Annotated in this window: 20 protein-coding genes; 7 read left to right on the forward strand and 13 right to left on the reverse strand. The window is 62.8% G+C overall.

Features of this window, described 5'->3' with window-relative positions; all coding sequences use genetic code 11:
• The first annotated feature begins 3 nt into the window (after positions 1-3).
• Positions 4-723, forward strand: a complete 720-nt coding sequence (locus DVK01_RS17195; RefSeq protein ID WP_101349886.1) for a diphthine--ammonia ligase — start codon at positions 4-6, stop codon at positions 721-723.
• Positions 724-751: 28 nt separating this feature from the next.
• Here the strand turns inward: DVK01_RS17195 and DVK01_RS17200 are convergent, their stop codons facing one another.
• A complete protein-coding gene (locus DVK01_RS17200) occupies positions 752-1,720 on the reverse strand; it encodes a sugar phosphate nucleotidyltransferase (protein ID WP_121512428.1) in 969 nt (322 codons plus the stop codon).
• An 84-nt stretch (positions 1,721-1,804) separates the two neighbouring features.
• Here DVK01_RS17200 and DVK01_RS17205 point away from each other — a divergent pair, with 84 nt between their 5' ends.
• Entirely contained in the window at positions 1,805-2,446 is a 642-nt protein-coding gene (locus tag DVK01_RS17205; RefSeq protein WP_101349888.1) for an NUDIX hydrolase, read from the forward strand.
• Between the two features lie 13 nt (positions 2,447-2,459).
• Here DVK01_RS17205 and mce read toward each other — a convergent pair whose 3' ends face one another.
• Both mce and DVK01_RS17215 read right to left on the reverse strand, forming a co-directional pair.
• Positions 2,460-2,849, reverse strand: a complete 390-nt coding sequence (gene mce / locus DVK01_RS17210) for a methylmalonyl-CoA epimerase (protein WP_101349889.1) — start codon at positions 2,847-2,849, stop codon at positions 2,460-2,462.
• Between the two features lie 83 nt (positions 2,850-2,932).
• Complete coding sequence (locus DVK01_RS17215; RefSeq protein ID WP_121537728.1) at positions 2,933-4,615, reverse strand: methylmalonyl-CoA mutase; 1,683 nt, start codon at positions 4,613-4,615, stop codon at positions 2,933-2,935.
• Between the two features lie 129 nt (positions 4,616-4,744).
• Between DVK01_RS17215 and DVK01_RS17220 the strand changes: the two genes are divergently transcribed.
• Complete coding sequence (locus DVK01_RS17220) at positions 4,745-5,218, forward strand: peptidylprolyl isomerase (RefSeq protein ID WP_121537730.1); 474 nt, start codon at positions 4,745-4,747, stop codon at positions 5,216-5,218.
• A 22-nt stretch (positions 5,219-5,240) separates the two neighbouring features.
• Here the strand turns inward: DVK01_RS17220 and DVK01_RS17225 are convergent, their stop codons facing one another.
• Positions 5,241-5,825, reverse strand: coding sequence for a GNAT family N-acetyltransferase (locus DVK01_RS17225; RefSeq protein ID WP_121512425.1), 585 nt, complete (start codon positions 5,823-5,825; stop codon positions 5,241-5,243).
• Positions 5,826-5,933: 108 nt separating this feature from the next.
• Here DVK01_RS17225 and DVK01_RS17230 point away from each other — a divergent pair, with 108 nt between their 5' ends.
• Positions 5,934-6,638, forward strand: coding sequence for a helix-turn-helix domain-containing protein (locus DVK01_RS17230; protein ID WP_101349893.1), 705 nt, complete (start codon positions 5,934-5,936; stop codon positions 6,636-6,638).
• Positions 6,639-6,657: 19 nt separating this feature from the next.
• Here the strand turns inward: DVK01_RS17230 and DVK01_RS17235 are convergent, their stop codons facing one another.
• From DVK01_RS17235 to DVK01_RS17255, 5 genes are read right to left on the reverse strand one after another with little or no spacing between them, the layout of a single operon-like run.
• Complete coding sequence (locus DVK01_RS17235; protein ID WP_101349894.1) at positions 6,658-7,395, reverse strand: ABC transporter ATP-binding protein; 738 nt, start codon at positions 7,393-7,395, stop codon at positions 6,658-6,660.
• Positions 7,388-8,143 carry an ABC transporter ATP-binding protein gene (locus DVK01_RS17240; RefSeq protein ID WP_101349895.1) on the reverse strand — a complete coding sequence of 252 codons (756 nt, stop codon included), beginning with the start codon at positions 8,141-8,143 and terminating at the stop codon, positions 7,388-7,390. The genes DVK01_RS17235 and DVK01_RS17240 overlap by 8 nt, the downstream gene beginning before the upstream one ends.
• Position 8,144: 1 nt before the next feature.
• Positions 8,145-9,293 carry a branched-chain amino acid ABC transporter permease gene (locus DVK01_RS17245; RefSeq protein WP_121537732.1) on the reverse strand — a complete coding sequence of 383 codons (1,149 nt, stop codon included), beginning with the start codon at positions 9,291-9,293 and terminating at the stop codon, positions 8,145-8,147.
• Positions 9,293-10,237: a branched-chain amino acid ABC transporter permease gene (locus tag DVK01_RS17250; protein ID WP_121537733.1), complete on the reverse strand. Its 945-nt coding sequence runs from the start codon at positions 10,235-10,237 to the stop codon at positions 9,293-9,295. The genes DVK01_RS17245 and DVK01_RS17250 overlap by 1 nt, the downstream gene beginning before the upstream one ends.
• Before the next feature lie 9 nt (positions 10,238-10,246).
• Positions 10,247-11,596: an ABC transporter substrate-binding protein gene (locus DVK01_RS17255; RefSeq protein ID WP_121537734.1), complete on the reverse strand. Its 1,350-nt coding sequence runs from the start codon at positions 11,594-11,596 to the stop codon at positions 10,247-10,249.
• 247 nt (positions 11,597-11,843) lie between these two features.
• Here DVK01_RS17255 and DVK01_RS17260 point away from each other — a divergent pair, with 247 nt between their 5' ends.
• On the forward strand, positions 11,844-12,713 hold the full coding sequence (locus tag DVK01_RS17260) for an SDR family oxidoreductase (protein WP_121537735.1): 870 nt from the start codon (positions 11,844-11,846) through the stop codon (positions 12,711-12,713).
• Positions 12,714-12,852: 139 nt separating this feature from the next.
• A complete protein-coding gene (locus DVK01_RS17265; RefSeq protein ID WP_101349900.1) occupies positions 12,853-14,874 on the forward strand; it encodes an AMP-binding protein in 2,022 nt (673 codons plus the stop codon).
• On the opposite strand, the gene DVK01_RS17270 is transcribed toward DVK01_RS17265, so the two are convergent.
• Both DVK01_RS17270 and DVK01_RS17275 read right to left on the reverse strand, forming a co-directional pair.
• Entirely contained in the window at positions 14,875-16,065 is a 1,191-nt protein-coding gene (locus DVK01_RS17270; RefSeq protein WP_101349901.1) for an MFS transporter, read from the reverse strand. It lies immediately after the preceding gene.
• Positions 16,066-16,773: 708 nt separating this feature from the next.
• Positions 16,774-17,751 (reverse strand): phosphoadenosine phosphosulfate reductase family protein, encoded by a 978-nt coding sequence (locus DVK01_RS17275; protein WP_101349902.1) that lies wholly within the window; start codon positions 17,749-17,751, stop codon positions 16,774-16,776.
• Between the two features lie 133 nt (positions 17,752-17,884).
• Between DVK01_RS17275 and DVK01_RS17280 the strand changes: the two genes are divergently transcribed.
• A complete protein-coding gene (locus DVK01_RS17280; RefSeq protein WP_121537736.1) occupies positions 17,885-18,502 on the forward strand; it encodes a stage II sporulation protein M in 618 nt (205 codons plus the stop codon).
• 74 nt (positions 18,503-18,576) lie between these two features.
• Here DVK01_RS17280 and DVK01_RS17285 read toward each other — a convergent pair whose 3' ends face one another.
• Positions 18,577-19,179, reverse strand: a complete 603-nt coding sequence (locus tag DVK01_RS17285; RefSeq protein WP_053968013.1) for a hypothetical protein — start codon at positions 19,177-19,179, stop codon at positions 18,577-18,579.
• Positions 19,180-19,374: 195 nt separating this feature from the next.
• Entirely contained in the window at positions 19,375-19,707 is a 333-nt protein-coding gene (locus tag DVK01_RS17290) for a 2Fe-2S iron-sulfur cluster-binding protein (RefSeq protein WP_101349904.1), read from the reverse strand.
• Positions 19,708-19,828 lie beyond the last annotated feature (121 nt).

Genomic DNA, 19,828 nt, shown 5'->3' on the forward strand with positions numbered 1-19,828 from the left:
GCCATGACAGACGGCGCGTGGGTTTCGCTGTTCTCCGGCGGCAAAGACTCCTCGTGGGCGCTGTACCGGGCACTGGAACGAGGCCATCCCCTCGAACGCCTGGTGACGGTCCACCCGGACGGCGACTCGTACATGTATCACGTGCCGGCGACCCGGTTAGCCCGCCTGGCTGCCGAGAGTATCGGCATCCCACTGGTCGAGGTCGAGCCTGCCGATTTCGAGGCCGAGGACGTGTCCGACTCGGGCGAGCAGGGCGACGCCGAACTCGAACCGCTGGAAGCAGCACTGCGCGAACTCGACGATGAACTGGACGGCGGCATCACCGGTGTCACCGCCGGGGCTGTCGAGAGCGAGTACCAGACGACCCGCATCGAATCGATGGCCGAACGACTCGAAGCCAACGTGTTCGCGCCGCTGTGGCAAGAGAACCCACGCGACCTCGCCGACGCGATGCTGGATGCCGGCTTCGAAATACAGATTATCCGCGTGGCCGCCTACGGCCTCGACGAGTCCTGGCTGGGTCGCACGCTCGACGCCGACGCGCTCGACGAACTGGAATCGCTCAACGACGAGTACGGTGTCCACATCCTCGGGGAGGGCGGCGAGTTCGAGACGCTGGTCACCGACGGCCCGCACATGGACCGGCGAATCGAACTGGCGTACGAGACGGAGTGGGACGGCAGTCGGGGGACGCTCAAAATCGAAGACGCGTGGCTGGCGTAACTCACAGCGCCTGCAACATCGGTGGCTGTTAGCTCCCGTCCGTCAGCTGCGTGTGTGCACCGATGAGTGCGCCGGCGAGGTCTAAACTCTCGACCTGTGTCTCACGGTCGATAATCGACTGGCGGATATCCGAATCGAGGATCATCGTGTCCGGGAACACGATGGTGTTGTCGAGGCTTGAGTTGACGACCTCGGCTCCCGAGAGGACGTGGACGTTCGCTCCGAGCGTAGTGTTCTCGATGGTCGCGTCCTCCGCGACAACGCTGTCCCCGTCGAGTTCCCACGCGACGGCCTCCAGATAGCTTTCGGGCGTCCCGATGTCGTACCAGGCGTCGTCGAAGGTGAACGCACGGACTGGCCCGTCCTCGACGAGCCACTGGATGAACCAGCCGGGTTCGTCAGGGTTGTTCCCGTCGTCGAGGTACTCGTCGAAACGAATCGCACCGGGCGGAAAGGCGTAGCAGGCAATCGAGACGAGGGTACTGGTGGGGTCGTCGGGCTTCTCCTGGAACTCCGTAACTTCCTCGCCGTCGAGTTCGATGAGACCGTAAGAGCTGGCCTTTTCTAGGGATCCGACATCGTAGGCGGCGAGCGTGGGGTCGTCGTACTGCTCGAAGTAATCGACGAACTCCGCGATGTCGAAGCTAATGAGGTTGTCGCCGGCAATGACCAGCAGGGCTTCATCGCCGAGTCCTTCCCGGTCGACCAGTTGGGCGAGTGCGCCGACGACGCCGAACTTCTCGTCCTCCTCGGCGGTTTCCTCGACGGTCAGGGACGGCTTCTCGAAGTTGCTCGCGGCGATGTGGTCCCGGAAGTCGTCGGCAAACCGCTGGTTCGTGCTGACAAACACGTCGGTAATGCGATCGTCCGCCTCTAACTCGCCGAGAATCCGGTCGATGACAGTCGTCTCACCGACAGGAAGCAGCATCTTGGGCCGGTGCTTGGTGACAGGCCAGAGTCGGGTGGCATACCCGCCTGCAAGGACAATCGCTTTCATGTTCGAAAAGAGACAAGCAGAATACAAGTTCTTTTTCATCGGCTGGACCGCGGCACTTATCGGTGCCCCGGAGTACAACCCCGTATGACTGACGACGCCGACGGGCAGGGGACTGCGGATGCGAACCTCACGGAAAAGATCAACCAGACGAACGTCGACGAGCGCATTTCCAGTCTGGAGGCGGCCTACGACGAGGTTCCGGTCACCGAGAAGACCTTCGAGCTATCACCTGACGAATATGCCGACGTGTTTACTGCGACACGTGGCACTGGGTACTCCGGGAACAGCGTCGTGTTCGTCACCCGAGACGGCTCCAATTTTCCGGACCTAAGCCAGCAGATACCCGAGCAGGCTGCCGGCGACACCCGCGACCGGGTGCTGCTGGTGCTGGGGCGCGGCGCTGACATGTGGGCACTCCCGGGCGGCGGCAAGGGCGATGAGTACGAGTCAGTGCAAGGGACAGCCATGCGCCGTGTCAACGAACAGACAGGCATCCGCTGTACGGTCACTGGAGTCGCGGAGGTCGTCCACTCCAAGTACTATCCGAACACCGATGCACAGGGGTCGGTACATACGCTCGATATCTACCTCGAAGCGGAGTACAAGAAGGGGAGCCTCGACGTGGACGAGTCGGAACTCGTCGGCGCGGCGTGGTTCGCGGAGCCACCCGAGCGCCTGACGCCGGGAGCCGAGGAACGGTTTGCGGCCCTCCTCGACGACAAGTGAGTATCGCAGGCGGTCAGTGCTCGACCAGTTCCACGAGCACGCCGCCGGTCGACTTCGGATGGAGGAACGCCACGTCGTGGCCCCACGCGCCAGGTCGCGGCTCCTCGTCGATTCGGTCGATACCACAGTCACTGACAGTCTCCAGCGCGGCAGCAATGTCGTCTGTCGCTAGCGCCACGTGGTGGATGCCTGGACCGTTGCTGTCGAGGTATCTGGGAATCGCGCCGTCGGCGTCCGGCAGCGGCTCTAGCAGTTCGAAGTAGCCGTTGTCCATTTCCAGAAACGTCACGTGGAGGCCATCAAACGTCTCCTCGTGGACGACCGGTGTCCCGAAGGCGTCAGCGAACAGTTCTGCGAGCGGGTCGGCGTCATCCGTCGCGATGCCGGCGTGGTCGAATTGCATGGACGGCCGTACACCGGGATAGCTTATAATTCTGGGAGCATGGTGGGCCGGAAAACAGGCTGCAATTTACGTTTCGACCGATCTCACATCGACGAGCCGGGCTGGTACTCGCCGAACACGTCCCGGAGCACGTCACACACCTCGCCGGTCGTGGCGTACACCTTCACGGCGTCGATGATGTAGGGCATGACGTTCTCGTCGCCCTCGGCGGCCTGTCGGAGCGCATCGAGTTTCGCTTCGACGGCCTCCTCGTCGCGTTCCTCCCGAACTGTGGCGACGTTGTCCTGCTGGGCCTGCTCGACGGCCTCGTCGACCTCCTCGATGTCTTGCTCGCCCTCTTCCTCGACCTGATACTCGTTGACGCCGACGATGATGCGCTCGCCCTCCTCCTGTTCGCGCTGGCGCTCGAAGGCCACGTCCTGAATCTGGCGCTGGACCCACTGCTCCTCGATGGAGCGGCGCATGCCGCCGCGCTCGTCGACCTCTTCGATGAGTTCGCGGGCCTCCGCTTCGAGTTCGTCGGTCAGCGACTCGACGTAGTAGCTCCCGGCGAGCGGGTCGATGGTGTCCGCCGCGCCGGACTCGTGGGCGAGAATCTGCTGGGTCCGCAACGCCGTTCGGACGGACTCCTCGGTCGGCAGGCCGATAGCCTCGTCTTTGCCGTTGGTGTGGAGGCTCTGGGTCCCCCCGAGGACGGCCGCGAGCGCCTGGTAGGAGACCCGAACGACGTTATTCTCGATCTGCTGGGCGGTCAGCGTTGATCCGGCGGTCTGAGTGTGGAACTTCAACTGTTTGGACTTCGGGTTCTGGGCGTCGAAGCGCTCGTCCATGATTCTCGCCCAGAGGCGACGCGCCGCCCGGAACTTCGCCACCTCCTCGAAGATGTTGTTGTAGGAGGCAAAGAAGAACGATAGCTGGGGCGCGAACTCGTCCACATCGAGGCCGGCGTCGATGGCGGCTTCGACGTACTCGATGCCGTCGCCGAGGGTGAACGCGATCTCCTGCGCGGCCGTGGAGCCGGCCTCGCGGATGTGATAGCCCGAGATGGAGATTGTGTTGAACTTCGGCGTCTCGGCGGCGCAGAACTCGAAGATGTCGGTGATGAGCCGCATCGACGGCTCCGGCGGGTAGATGAACGTGTTCCGGGCGATGTATTCCTTGAGGACGTCGTTCTGGATGGTCCCGCGAAGTTCCTCGCGGTCGACGCCCTGCTTGTCGCCGACAGCGATGTACATCGCCAAAAGCACCGATGCGGGAGCGTTGATGGTCATGCTCGTCGACACCTCGTCCAGCGGGATGCCGTCGAACACGGTCTCCATGTCGTCGAGTGAGTCGATAGCGACGCCGGTCTTGCCCACCTCGCCGGCGGCCATCGCGTGGTCGGAGTCGTAGCCCATCTGCGTCGGCAGGTCAAACGCCATCGACAGCCCGGTCTGGCCCTGATCGAGCAGGTAGTTGAACCGTTCGTTGGTCTCCGTCGCGGTCCCCATCCCAGCGTACTGGCGCATCGTCCAGAGTCGGCCCCGATAGCCGGTCGGATACACGCCGCGAGTGTATGGCTCCTGGCCGGGGAAGCCGATGTCCTCCTCGTAGTCGACATCGGAGATATCTTCGGGGGTGTACAGGCGGTCTACTTCGTGTCCCTCGGTGTCCGTGGTGAACGTCTCCTTACGTTCGCCAAAGCGGTCGACGGTGGGCTGGACGTCGTCTTCTTCCCACTGAGCCTTCGACTCCCGTATCTCCGCCAGCTCGTCGGGGTCAAACATGGGCGGACTGTCGGACGGCGGAGGCTTAAGGGTTCTTAAATCCTTCACGGTTTGTAATACATCTCCTGCGGCGATCCACGGCGGGGTGTTCCGAGGTGGGTTTATATCGTCGTCATCTACCGAGGACGTATGCCAATCGAACCGGGTGACGGTGTCACCATCGAATACGTCGGCCGCTTCGAGGACGGGGCCGTCTTCGATACGTCACGTCCCGAAGTCGCCAGAGAGCACGGCCTTATCGAGGCACAGGGCGTCGACGCGAGCGAGTACGCACCGCTTTCATTCACTGTCGGTGCAGGAGAGATCATCGAGGGGATCGACGAGGCGCTCGTCGGCATGGCTGCGGGCGAGGAAGCAACTGTCACAGTCCCCCCGGAGAAGGCCTACGGTGAGTTTCAGCCCGACCGCGTCCGCGAGTACGACCCCGACACGTTCGAGGGCATGGTGGGAAAAGAGCCCGACGTCGGAATCCATGTCGAGGCCGAAAACGGGCTTCACGGAGACGTGACTGCTGTCCGAGACGACGTCGTCGAGGTGGACTTTAACCACGAGTTGGCCGGCAAGACACTCGTGTTCGACATCGAAATCGTCGACGTCAGATAAGCCGTTCGTCGTGGGTAGCCGATCAATCGCCCGTGTCGTACTTATAGGTCGCTTCGTCGGGGTCGATGCCGAAGTCTTCGGGACCCTCCTCCGGCTCGGCCTCCTCGGATTCCCCGGCACTAGCCTGCTTGAACCGCGTGCGGAGGTGGCCGGGTACCTCGAATCGGTCGACGGCCACCCGGAGCGGTACCGCGTCCGGCTGGATGTTCTCCTGTTTGGTCGCGAGCCGGTCCCGAAGCGAGTCAGGGAGTTGCGCCGGCTCGAGGCGCTCGAAGCCGAACTGCGCGAGGAACTCCGAGGCGTTCGTCAGCGAGTAGACGGTGTCGAACCCTTCATCGCCCGCGTACTCGACTAGCCGCTCGATGACGTGGGCACCGACGCCCTGATTGCGCCATTCGGGCAGGACACCGATGCTGGTCAGTTCACAAACCGGTTCGTCGCCGCCCTTGTGGATACGGATGCGGCCAAAGCCCGCCTTCTCGTGGCTCTCCTCGTCGATAGCGACAACGTAGTCCCGGGATCTGAAAGCCGTCTCGTCCAGCCCCATCTCCTCGATACGGTCGAGCAACCAGACTTCCTCGCGGTTTTTCGCATCCCGGACGTACATACCTGAAAGTTAACTGCCGCAGTCAAAAGGGTTTGCGGCGTGGCTGACATGGGCTAACGAGGTGGCGGAGAGGCAATCACTAAGGCAATCCAACATGATTGATTGCCCATGATATCGCTCGAGATGGACATGGTCCAGTACGACTGTCCGTACATCGACACGACACGGGACTACGAGGTGTCGTTTCTGGCCAAACAGTGGGATTTTCACCCTGTCGAGCGAGAGCTTGAGACCCGGATCATGGTCAATGGGGCGGACCGGGAAGAGCTGGACCGGGGGCTGAACGCGCTCGAAGCACACGACCACATGGAGTCCTATCAGCTGCTCCGCCGGAAGGGCGATCTGGCGCTCATCCGCTCGCGCATCGATGAGACGAACGCGATGAGCGTCATCCGCGACCACAGCGGCTACATCACCGGGCCGTTCCGCATCCGGGATGGGTCGGAGATCTGGCACGTCGGCTTCGATACCGAGCGCGTCGCCGAGGGGACCCTGTCGGAACTGGACCGGGACAACGACTACACGATCCGGTCCCGCGAGTCAGTCGACCTCGAAGATTACTACGACTTGCTACAGAACATCGATTCAGCGAAGCGGCTGGTCGATGGCTGTCGGGAACTATCGGACGTAGAACGAGATACGCTGGAGAAAGCCGTCGAAGGCGGCTACTTCGACACGCCCCGAGACGCCACCCTGTCGTCGCTCGCCGAGGAGTTCGGCGTCTCAAAGATGGCCATCTCAAAGAACCTCCGGCGGAGTCAGCGGAAGATACTCGACCGCGTCACGACGGCGATGAACGACGTGACGGAGTGAAGGTAGTTGATATTTGCCGCTACTCCGCCCCGCTCCCCTGCATCAGTTTCTGGATGTCTTCGTCGGCCGCTAGCTCTTCGGGGTCGCCGCTGGCGATGATATCTCCGCGCTCGATGACGTACAGGCGGTCCACGACTTCTGGGACGTGCGTGACGTTGGACTCCGCGATGAGAACCGCGATGCCTCGGTCGTTGATAGCCCGGATGTAGCGCTTGAGGCTCTCGACGACGACCGGAGCTAATCCCTCCAGTGGTTCGTCGAGGATGAGCAAATCAGGCTGGAGCGCCAGCGCCCGGCCGATAGCGACCATTTTCGCCTGGCCGCCACTGAGGTTCTGGACCTTCGCGTTCCGGCGGTCATCGAGTTCGGTGAGCACGTCGTAGACGCTCTCGATAACTGCGTCCTCGTCGTCGATGGCGCGGGCCTCCCCGCTGGTCCATATCGGGAGCCGGAAGTTCTCGTCGACAGTCATCCCGGTAAACAGCTTCCGGTCTTCGGGCTGATAGCCGATGCCTCGCTTGGGAATCAGCTCCGAGCGGATGCTGGTCAGCTCCTCGCCGCGAAATTTGACTGAGCCGCTCCAGACCGGTGTCAGACCCATGATACCGCGGAAGGTACTCGTCTTACCGGCTCCGTTGCGGCCAACGAGCCCGACCGCCTCGCCGGCGTTCACGTCGAGGTCGATGTCCTCGGTCACCTGGAACCCCTCGACGGCGGCGTTGAGGCCGCGAACGGACAGCAGCGAGTCGCTACTCATCCTCACCCACCCCAAGGAGGAGCCGCCGGAGTTCGTCGTCGGTTTCGAGCATCGTCGGCGGGCCGACCCCGTGGACTGCGCCCTGATGGAGCGCGACGACGCGGTCGGCGTACTCCGTGACGATGTCCATGTCGTGCTCGATGGTGACCGTCGTGACGCCCTCGGCCCGGCCGACCTCGACAATGGTCTCGATGACGTACTCCTTCTCACGGGTCGACACCCCGGAGGTCGGCTCGTCGAGCAGGAGGTAATCCGGGTCGAGGCCGAACGACATCGCCACGTCGAGCAGTTTTCGGTCGCCGTGGGGGAGCTCTTCAGCGACGGTGTCGGCCGCGTCTTCTAGGCGGAACTTCTCGAGCAGTTCCTCGACCTGTGCCTCGACCTCCTCGTGACCGTCGGCCATCGAGAACAGGCTCCAGGTCTTGTCCCGTTCGGTCAGCACGACTGTTCGGAGGTTCTCCCGGACCGTCATCTCCTCAAACACCTTGACGACCTGAAAGCTCCGGGCGATACCGGCGTCGACGCGCCCGTTCGCCGACATCCCGGTGATGTCGTCGCCGTCGAGGACGATGGAGCCCTCATCCGGTGAGAGGAAGCCGGTGAGGAGGTTGATGAACGTCGTCTTCCCGGCCCCGTTCGGGCCGACGATGAAGACGAGTTCGCCTTCCTCCTTGCCGAATTCGAGCGTGATATCGTCCGTTGCGACCAGTTCACCGAAGGACTTCCGCAGATTGCGTGCTTCGAGCATCTCAATCGACTCCAAAGAGGATTATCCGCAGGCTGGTCAGTGCCGCTGTCACCTTCCGTTCTATCGACTGCGCGGCGCTCCGGCCCCACGTCGACAGGATGGACGGTTCCCGGCGCAGTTCACTGAGCCGCGCGTTGACGACACCGCCGGACCGGAGGGACCCGACGATGCCCCGTGGGAACCCATACACCAGTATCAGGAGCACCACGCCGGTCAGGAACTCGTAGTACTGGGTGATGTCCTGCCCCACGTCCTGCAGGAATATGAGGACGACACCGCCGATGAGCGGGCCGACCAGCGTCCGGAACCCGCCCAGAATTGCCATGAACAGGATGTCGCCCGACCGGAGGAAAAACAGCGTCCCCTCCGGGCGGACGTACTGGCGGACGACGGCGTACAGCCCGCCCGCCACGCCGCCGTAGAGGCCCGAGATGACGAACGCGGCCCAGACGTACCGTCTGACCGGCAGGCCGATGAACCGCGCCCGGGTCCGCTCCTGCCCGATGGCGTCTAAGGCGTTCCGGAACGGCGACTGCGTGATGCGGTACATCACGAACAGGCCGACGAGGATGACGACCACTGTCAGGTAGTACGTCAGAATCTGGTACACATCGGGGCTGAACGCAGTCCCGAACAGAAGCGGCTGGTTCGCCGGCCCCGGCCGAATCGGAAGTCCGTCGCTCCCGCCGAGGGCGCTCTGTCCGAGCGCGATTGCGTAGAGGAGCTGTCCGAAGGCCAGCGTCAGGAGCGCGAAGTACAACCCCGTGTGTCGCAGCGACAGGACCCCGATGATGGCAGCCATCACTGTCGCGGCCGCGATGGCCCCGAGCAACAGCAGGCCGACGCTCTGGACGCCGGCATAGCGTGCGAGGACTGCGGTCGCGTACGCGCCGGTGCCGAAGAAGGCCGCGTGGCCGAACGAGGTAAGCTTCGTGTGCCGAAGCAGGAGATTCAGCCCGACTGCCGCGAAGCCGAACAACAGCCCCTGATGGATGACGCTGAGCTGGAGGCTATCTGAGAGGCTCGCGATGTCGGGGATGAGGAACAGGAACACGACCCCGAGGACGAGAAAGGCTGCTTCCCGACGGGTCACCTCAACTCCGAGGAAGCGGTACGCTGGCGTTCCGTCGCGGTCGATGCGCTCAGGCATCACGCTGTCTCACCCCACGTTCCGAACAGGCCCTCTGGCTTGACCAGCAGGATGAGCGCCATGATCGCGAACGGGGCCGCGATTTCGCCGGGCGGGTACAGCGTAATCATCCAGCTCCGGATGACACCGACGAGGAGTGCGCCGACGAACGCGCCGCGGAGGCTTCCGAGGCCGCCGATGACGATGACGACGAAGGAAAGCACGAGCGGATTGGTGCCCATCTCAAGCGTCGCCGCCGTCGGCGGGACGGCCATCGCGCCAGCGAACCCCGCGAGGAAGGCTCCGAGAGCGAACACGAGCGTGAACACGCGGTCGGTGCTGACGCCGATGGCAGTCGCCATCTCGCGGTCGATGGCCGTAGCTCTGATGATGCGCCCGGTCTTCGTGCGTTCGAAGAACCAGAACAGTCCCGCAACGACGGCCGTGCCGACGAAGATGACGAACACGTTGTAGGTCGGGTAGTTCAGCCCGACGAGTTCGCTCGTCGGGATTGTGTTGATAGCGCTGTAGACGGCGTCGGTCCGTATCGAGCTGTCCCCCCAGATGAACTTCTTCACGTCGAGGAGGATAAGCAAGAGAGCGAAGGTCAGAACCAGCTGGTACACCTGGTCGCGGTCGTAGATCTGGCGCAGGAACACCGCTTCAAAGAGGGTGCCGACGGGGAGGAGGATGGCCGCCGTCACCAGCACGGCGGCGAGGACCGCGAGTATGAACACGGCGGTGCCGACGACGCCACCGCCCGGCGGGCCGACGATACCGATAAGAAACCCGAACACGCCGATGGCGGTGTACGCGCCCAGCGAGAACAGTTCTCCGTGGGCGAGGTTCAGGACATCCAGAATCCCCAGGATGACGGTCAGTCCTGAGGCGATCATGAACAGGATGAACCCGAACTGGATGCCGTTGAGCGTCTGGACGAGCGCGGCTGTGGGTGTTACGGCCATGGCTCGGTATCAGGCGCTCCAGCTGTCCAGCCAGTCGCTCCCGGTAACGCCCGGCGGCGGCGCTGTCTCGGTGGCGGCGTAGGTGTTCACGTCTTCGAGCCTGGCCGCGCCGAGATCGTCGTCGTACACCATCTGCCCGGCGAAGGAGTTCGACGCGCCCTGATGGTCCTCGGCGATGTTGTGGTAGCCGGCCGGTGTGAAGAAGCCGTGGCCCTCCAGAACCTGCGCGATCTGCTCCTGACTCGGGTAGGTGCCCAGCAGGTCGATGGCCTTCTCGACGGCCGTCGCCCAGGCGGTGACCGCCCCGTACCCGCTCATGTAGTGAGCCGTCGGGACCGTCACGCCATCCTGCTGTGTCGCGGCGTCGAACAGTTCGCGGCCGGGCTGCCAGTTCCCGAGCGCCGGCAGGCCCCAGTAGTAGTTGCGCGACCCGGAGTAGATGTCCGTCCCGGCCAGTGCATCGCCCGGCACGTCGCCGGCCGCGCTGTACAGCGTCGTGCCGAACACCGTCGTGTTCTCGAACATGTCGTTGGCGTTGGCCTGCCGGACGAACGTCGTCACGTCGCCGCCCCAGAGGCTAGAGAAGGTCACGTCCGGCTCTTCGTTGTTGATCGAGGTGATGTGATTCGACATGTCACTGGCCCCGAGTTCCGGGAACCCCTCGTAGACGATTTCGGCGTCCGTGAGCTTCTGAATGGCCTGTGTGAACACCCGCATCTCGTCCTCGCCGAAGGAGTAACCGGGGTTGACACCGGCGACGGTCGAGATGTTGTCAGCGCCGATGCGCTCGACGGCCTCGCGGGCCATCGTCACCACCTCCATGATGTCGTAGTTCTGGAAGCGGAAGGAGTAGGTCGGGTCGGTGACCGTCTCCTCGTAGAGCGTCGTCACCGTCCCGTCGGTCCCGACGTTGATGACCTCGTTTTTCTCGACTTCGGGGGCGATCTGACTGTGCGTGCCACTGGAGATGGGACCGAAGGTGACCTCTTTCCCTTCCTCAATGAACTGGTTGTAGCTGTCAAGGGGATTTGACCCCTCGTTGACCACGTCCAGTTCGATTTCTCGTTGCCCGCCGATGCCGCCCGCCTCGTTGATGCGCTGGACTGCGAGCTCGGCCCCGCGCTGGGCCTGAATCCCGAGGACGCCCGGTGCGCCACGGGTGAACGTCAACAGCCCGGCCTGTATCGGTTCCTCGGAGATGCCGCCGCCGGACTGCCCGCCCTGGTCCGCCGTGTCGCTGTCGCTCAGCAACGTCGAGCAGCCAGCGAGCGCTGCGGCGACGGCCGAGCCGCCAATCGCGGAGAGCAGTTGTCGCCTGCCGATACCTTCGCTGTCATGGTCCGTTGTCGTTCGTTTCATAGGTGTGTCCCAATACGCCCCGGACGAGTCCGGGGAAGCTGGTCACGCAGTGTGTGCCACGCTCACAGGGATAGCTGTTGATTCCGACGTAACCCCCGAATAACGAGAGGTTTACACGTAAACCACGGTAGCCGGCGAGACAGCGGCACGGCGTTCTCGCGCCGGACTGCGGGTCCGCCACAGCAGCCAGTCGGGTATACATGTCAACCCGCCCCTATTCGGACGTGTCTGGAGAACGTGTGACCGAATGGCATCCAGCACCTCTCACGAACGGCTCGAAGTCGAGCCGATCGACGAGTCCTCGATCCTGTTCGTCGACGACGACCACTACACGAGCGACACCGTCTGTCTGGTGACCGGCGGCGGGTCGGGCATCGGGCGGGCGACGGCGCTGGCGATGGCCGCCAACGGGGTGACCGCCGTCGCGACGGACATCGACGCGGACGGCCTCGGCGAAGTCGCGGACACAGCGGCGGCCCTCGACCTCGATGGGACCGTCGAGACAGTGACCGGCGACCTCGCGAATGATGCGGACATCGAGGCCATCGTCGAGACTGCGGCTTCTCACGGCACGGTTCGCTACCTCGCCAATATCGCCGGCCTCCAGCATATCGACGCCATCGAGGACTTCCCGATGGAGAAGTACGACCAGATGCACGACGTGATGTTGCGCGCCCCGCTCGCGCTGTCGAAACGCGTCATCCCTCACATCCGCCGGACCGACGACGGCGTCGGTGCCATCGGGAACATGGCGTCTGTTCACGGACACTACGTGACCTCGGATAAGGTGGCCTACAACGTCTCGAAGTTCGGCCTGCGGGGGCTGACACAGTCAATCGCCGCCGAGGGCGGTGACGGGCTCCGCGGGTTCTCTATCAGCACCGGCTACGTCAAGACGCCGCTGGTCGTCGACCAGATCCCCGACACTGCCGAGCAACGAGGAATCAGCGTCGACGAGGTCATCGACGACGTGATGCTGGGACAGGCCCGGGTCAAGGAGATGATGGACCCCATCGACGTGGCGAACCTCTTCGTGTTTGGCTTCTCGACCCACGCCGACCATCTCAGCGGCGGGGACCTGCTGTTCGACGGCGGCATGACAAAGACGTACGAGTGAGACAATGACGTGAGTAGCTGACCGGCCCCTGTGTCACACGGGCGGTGCGGAACCGGACTACCCGACCGGCCCAGTAACGCGTGCCGGGCGGCGGTACCAGTTTATACCAGACGACCAAACACTACGGAATACTGACGCAATGAGCGAACAAAACCACGTCGACTCCATCGTCCACGAACCGAGCCACGCGTTCGTCGAATCGACGAACGTCTGGAAATTCATGCAGGCGTACGACATCGACAACTACGACGAACTCATCGAGCGAACGACCACAGACCTACCCGAGGAACCCGACTCGGGCGTCGAGTGGTTCTGGGACCTGCTCCCGGAGTACCTCGACATCGAGTTCTTCGAAGACTACGATCAGGTCCGGGACAATAGTGCGGGGCCACAGTTCACCGACTGGTACACCGGCGGGACAATCAACGCCGCCCACAACGTCTTGGACCGCCACGCAGCGCGGGACAGCCCGACCCGAAACACAGTCGCGCTCATCTGGGAGGGCGAACCCGGCGACGTGCGGGAAGTCACGTACCACGAACTGAATCGGCAGGCCAGTAAAGTAGCGAACTACCTGGAGTCCGTCGGCGTCGGCACCGGCGACACCGTCGGCCTGTATATGCCGATGGTTCCCGAAGTCGCGTCGATACTGTACGGCTGTCTCAAGGTCGGCGCAATCGCCGTCCCCATCTTCTCCGGGTTCGGCGTCGACGCGACGGCGACCCGTATCGCCGACGCCGAGTGTTCCGTCCTGTTCACCGGCGACGGCTTCTACCGCCGCGGTTCCGGTGTCCACCTCAAGGGCAGCGCGGACGAGGCCATCAAGCAGGCCGGCGAAGAACTGGGGACGACGCCGGTCGAACACACTGTCGTCTACGACCGCCTCGGCGTCGCGGACGACCCCGACGAGACGATCCGCTGGACCCGCCGCGATGAGTGGTGGGACGAGGCTATCGAGACCGCCGACGACGAGTACGCGGCCACAGAGCTTCCGAGCAATCAGGAGTCGATGCTGCTGTACTCCTCTGGAACGACCGGCAAGCCGAAGGGTATCGTCCACACGCACGCCGGCGCGCTCATGCAGGCGGCCAAAGAGATATACTTCGGCTTCGACCACAAGCCCAGCGACCGCTTCTTCTGGGTGAGCGACATCGGCTGGATGATGGGGCCATGGACGCTGCTGGGGAACCACGCCTTCGGCGGGACTGTCTTCATGTACGAGGGCGCGCCGGACCACCCGGAACCGGACCGCTTCTGGGAGATGATCGACCGGCACGACATCACCACCTTCGGTGTCTCGCCGACCGCGATTCGGGCGCTCCGCAAGAAGGGCGACGAGTGGCTGGACGGGCACGACCTCTCAAGCTTGCGGCTGTTGGGGTCGACCGGCGAACCCTGGGACCCCGAGAGCTGGCAGTGGTTCTACGAGAACGTGGGCAACGAGGACTGTCCAATCATCAATATCTCCGGCGGGACCGAGATCATGGGGTGTTTCCTGATGCCGATGCCGATTCAGTCGCTCAAGCCCTGCACGCTGGGCGGTCCGGGGCTGGGGATGAACATCGACATTGTCGACTCCGCCGGCGAATCCATCGCTGACACGCACGAGCGCGGCTATCTGGTCGCTCGGGACTCCTGTCCGTCGATGACGAGGTCGCTGTGGAGCGGCGACGAACGCTACCTGAACGAGTACTGGTCGACGTGGGACGACGTCTGGGACCACGGTGACTGGGCACAGAAGGACGAGGACGGCCTCTGGTTCCTCCACGGCCGGGCCGACGACGTGCTCAACGTCGCTGGACGGAAGGTCGGACCGGCGGAAGTCGAAGGCGCGGCGATGGAACACGACGCCGTTAATCAGGCTGCCGCCGTCGGTGCCCCGGACGACACCACCGGCACTGCCGTCGTTCTCTACACCGTGCTCGAGCCCGGCTACGAACCCTCGGCCGACCTCCGCGACGATATTCGCGCCGCCGTCGGCGAGGAACTCGGTAAGCCGTTCCGGCCCCGCGAGGTACTGTTTGTCGACGAGTTCCCCAAGACGCAGAGCGGGAAAATAATCCGCCGAGCAATTGCTGGCGTCTACCGCGGGGAGGACCTGGGTGATATGTCCAGCATCGAGAACCCAGAGGCGCTTGACGAGGTCCGCGACGCGTCGTAATCAGCCCCTGACGGCATCCTCGGTCGGCTGCTCCAGCCGTAGCAGTCCGGGCAGTGCGAGCACCGCGAGGACGACTTCCGTCCCGCCGGCGACGAGGAACGCGGCGGGGTAGCCGAAAGCGCCAGCGACGGTGCCACCGACGAGGATGCCAGCGAGGAAGCCAACGCTGCCGAAAATGTTGAACCCGGCCATAGCGGTGCCGCGCTCCGTTTCGCTGGCGAGGTCCGACACGAGCGCCATCGTCGCCGGGGCCATCAGCGCGCCGATAACGCCGGTCAGTACCATCCCTGCGCCGGCGATGGTGACCGTCGGCGCTTGCCCGACGCCGACAACAGTGAGTCCGTACAGCACCGACCCGACAACAATCGGACCGGTTCGGCCGATGCGGTCAGAGAGGATGCCGAAGGGATACTGCAAGAGGGCGAACGGGGCGAAAAAAAGCGCCAGCATGACGCCGGTTTCGCCGGGTCCAAGCTCGAACGTCTCTCTGAAATACAGGGTGCCGACGAGCGCGAAAAAGCCCGCGGTGAGGCGGTCAATGAACCCGAAGGCGTACGGCACGCCGAGCGTCGGCCGCTGTTTGAGCCCGGACACGGTCGCAGAAAGGCCCGACCGCCCGTCCGACGGTGCGCGGTCGGTGACAAGCAAGGCAGCCACTGCGACGACGAGTGACAGCGTGCTCGCCACGTACAGCGGAAGCGTCGTCTGAATTTCGTACAGTTGGCCGCCGAGTGGCGCTCCGAGCGCTGTGCCACTGCCGATCGCAATGCCTGCCGCACCCATATTCTTGCCGTGGCCGCCGCCGAGGTCCATCAGCATCGTCATCGCCAGGGAGAACGCGGCGATTGTCGCTCCACCCTGCAGCACCCGCAAGACCAGCACGCCGACAAATGGAAGCGAGACTGCCTCGGGAAGCCACGCGATGAGGGCGTACAGCACTGCGCCCGCGCCCGCCCCGCCGGCGATGTATGGCGTTCGCCGTCCGGTGGCGTCGCTGAGCACGCCCCACACGCCAGCGAAAACGACGAAAGCCCCGAACTCAGCGGCGAGGAACCACATGCTCGCATTCAGGTCCGTGGTCGCACCCAGCCTCCGGACGAGTCTGTCGACACCCGGATACAGCAGGACCTGCGCCAGCAACACGGCAAAGATAACGCCCGCGAGAACGCCCCGGTCTGTGCGGTCGGTCACAGACAACGGATACAGCGAGCCGAGAAAAATAGATGTCGGACCCGAGTATGGGACTCTCCTCGTGGAACTCGATAACCACCGACGACAGAACAGCACGTCCGGTTACTCGTCCCAATCCGCGTTACTCGGCACTGTGGGGCGGAACGAAACCGCAGTTCGAACAGCCGTTGTGCTTCGTCGTCTGGTAGCTCAATTCCGCCCCGCAGTTCGGACAGTTGTACTGGTCTGAACTCATTCGCTTACCTGTAGTGTTCGACAGTACCTAAACCTTTTCTCGACAATTGTACATAGCTCATCTTACGCATGATTTCAGGGAGTAGACGCCCTCAAATCCGAGGCGGCCTGCTGGTATGGCGGATATTCACACTGTTCAATTACAGTGAACAAGTCACAACATAGAATCGCTGGTCGACATGTATGGCTGTTCCTCTGTAGAAACTGGAAGAAACGCACACTCTGTTGGAGTGAACTGCGCAGTTCCACATGTCCTGAGACCGGGACAGGCGCGGACGACATCGACTCGCGTCGAAGTACTATCACGCCACCATTCAGTGCCGGCTGTCGGCTCCGAGTTCAACAACCACCTTACCGATTGATACGTCACCTCGTGGGGGTGTGGGGACAGATGTGAACGACTCATCGAGGGCAGTGACATAGGTGTTCCTATCAAAAAAAGAACGACGCAGAAACGGCGAGGCTTGCGCCCGTTTACATGTAGCCGAGGTCGCGCAGGCGCTCCATCAGGTCTTCCTTGTCCTGGGCGCGGCCGGCGCGCTCGGTCGTGTTCGCCATGTCCTGCAGCCAGGCAGGCTCTTCCGCGGACTTGTCGGTGCTGACCTCGCTCCCGAGCGAACGGAATCCAGCGAAGTACTTCGGCGAGACCGGTACGTCTTCCTTCTCGATGCCCTCGGGCAGGTCGTCTTGGCCCTGCGGGACGTAGCCGTCGTCCGGGTACCCCTCGACTGTGTCTGGGACGACGAAGTTCCAGAAGGCTTCCCACACGTCAGCCTCCGCGAACTGGAGAATCGACTGGATGCGGTCGTGCGGCGGGTAGATGTCCGGGTCGTGACGCGGCGAGAAGAACGTCTCGTCGGCGCGAGACTCCTGCTCGTCCCAGCGGATGCCCGACAGGATGCCGTCGACGTCGTGTTCCTCGATAGTGTCGTTGAGCGCCACCGTCTTCAGGAGGTGGTTGCCGACGTAGGTGTCGAGCAGGAACGGGAACGTGTCCTCCTCGTATTCGAGGATGTTCCGGATGTGGTGCTGGTTGTGCTCGGAGAGTTCGTCGACAGGGATGTCGTCACCCGGTTCGAGACCGTTCTCGTCGACGTAGTTGCCCACGTCCTCGTTGCGCGCCCAGATGACGTCGAGGTCCCACTCGTCGGCCCAGTGCTCGACGAAGTCGATGAGCTCGTCGAAGTGCTGGTAGTGGTCGATGAAGACGACCGGTGGGACTTCGAGGTCGAACCGCTCGGCGACTTCCTTGACGAAGTACAGCGTCAGCGTCGAGTCCTTGCCGCCGGTCCACATCACGACAGGGTTCTTGTACTCTTCGAGGCCAGTCTTCGTAACCTCGATAGCCTTCTCGATCTTGTGGTTGACAGTCGGGTACTCTTCGGGGTCTTCGCCTTCCCCGTCAGTGTAATCAACGTCCAGATAGTCCGGGAACTCTGCTGATTCGGACATAGTGTAATGAGATATAATTACGAATGCCAAGTACTTTTTGGATGACCGACAGGTGTGTGAGACAGTGGCAAATGGCTGACGGTCGCGTGCACACGGTCACTCGGTTTTTTGCGGCCCGCGCAAAAGACGTGATATGGACGACCGCCCAAGCCTCCCGGCCCGTCTCTTCCACCGCTGGCTGTTACGCTACGTCCCCGCCGCCGCGCTGATACTGTTTGCCAGCGCGCTGGTCGGGTACGGACTCGGCAGCCAGATCCCCACCGAATGGCTTCAGACCCCCGGAACGACCGGCGAAAACCCCTTTATGCCGGCTGAGTTAACGACCCTCTCGCTGACGGTCAACAACCTCGGTGCGTTGCTCGTGATGTTGCTCGGCGCGATTTCGCTCGGTTCGATGACGGTCCTCTCACTCGTCTTGAACGGATTGCTCATCGGAGTCGTCGTCGGTATCGCACTCAAGCAGGTTTCGCCTGTCGTCGTCGCCGCACTCATCGTCCCACACGGCCTTATCGAGATTCCCGCACTGCTCATCGTCGCCGCCGTCGGACTCCGGTTCGGCTGGCGCACGATTCAGTACATTCGCGGCCGGACGAACGAACTGGCCACTCGACAGGATATCCGGGAGGCCGGATGGCTGCTTGCGACGGCCGCCGTGTTCATCGTGATTGCGGCCTACATCGAAGCGAATCTCACCATCGAAATCGCGTCGCGATTTACCGACGCTGACCTCTCAGGCATTGCGCCGGCATAGCGGCATAGACCGCCCGGTAACGGTGTTGAGCTACAGCTCGGCAAAACTGAATCCGTGACCGGGACGGGGCCGCGTTACGAGATAAACTCGTTGTCGCGCCAGTTGACGCCCTCTTCTTCCTCGCCGTCGCGGGGTTCCTCTGCAACGTTGATTGCAGCGGGCCGCTCTTCCCCATCGACGATGCGGACAGCTTCGAGTTCCTCGTCGACCGCCGCAATTGCCGTCAGCGTTCCCTTCTCTGCGACTTTCGCGACGTCACACAGGACTTCGAACATCGCGTACTGGAGTGCAGTGTTCTGGAGTACGGTCTCGCGGTCGCCTTTGAAACAGGCGTACTCGACGAGTTCAGACTCGATCTCTTCCTCCTCCTCTTCGAGTGCGCCCCACTGGGGGCCACCTCCGGAGCTTCCAGTACTCGCGGCTCCGGGCGGCCCCATTTCGTCGGGGTCCTCCTCGTACACCCGATTCTCCGTGACGCTCGCCTTGAGTTGGGCCGTCGGAGTGTACTTGCTCATAGAGTCGTCTTTGGCGACGGCGCTGACGATGAGCGTATTGTTTCGACGGGTGATATCGATGTCAGCGATTTCAGGTGGAAGATCCGGATCCTCGAAGAAATCGTATGCGTCTTCCAGTGGCAGTTCAAGTGTCGAGTGAAGTCTGTATACGCGGCTGGTCATGGTTGGGGAAGCGTGTATCAGTCGTCGAAGGCCGTCCGCTGACGCTGTAGTCACTACACCATAGGGGCCACTTGCTTATATGACCTGTCCTTCATTCGCGGTTGCACCGCTCTATATCAGGCAATCTATCAGGCGTATGTTAAAGGTATTTACAGACCTTCTAGTAGGCCATATGCTAGTAGTATCCAGTGCCTACTAGTCGTCCGCTGGTGTGGGGTCGCCGTCTTCCGGGGTCACATCCCCTTCAATACTGGGCGGGTACTTCCCGCGGTCGAGTTTCAGGTCCGACTGCGGTCGTGCCATGCAGGTCAGTGCGTAGTTCTCCCGTTCCCGGTCGGTCAGTCCACGGGCGGCAGGCTGGGTAACCGACCCCTCGACAATTTCCGCCGAACAAGCCAGGCACATCCCCACGCGGCAGGAGTACTCCTGTGCGATACCCTCCTCGATACACCGCGAGAGAATCGTCTCCTTCTCGGAGACAGTAATCTCCTCGCCAGTCCCCACAAATGTCACCGTATGCTCGGTCATGATCGGCCATTTGATACCCCCCAGCAAAACTCTTTATCACCGCTGCCCCGGAGTGAAACGGACTGTTACCGTCGACGCCACACCAAACACCCGCAACGGACCGCTCATTGCGAAGAATGGT

Origin of the sequence: Haloarcula sp. Atlit-120R (assembly GCF_003665885.1) — an archaeon.
GTDB lineage: Archaea > Halobacteriota > Halobacteria > Halobacteriales > Haloarculaceae > Haloarcula > Haloarcula taiwanensis.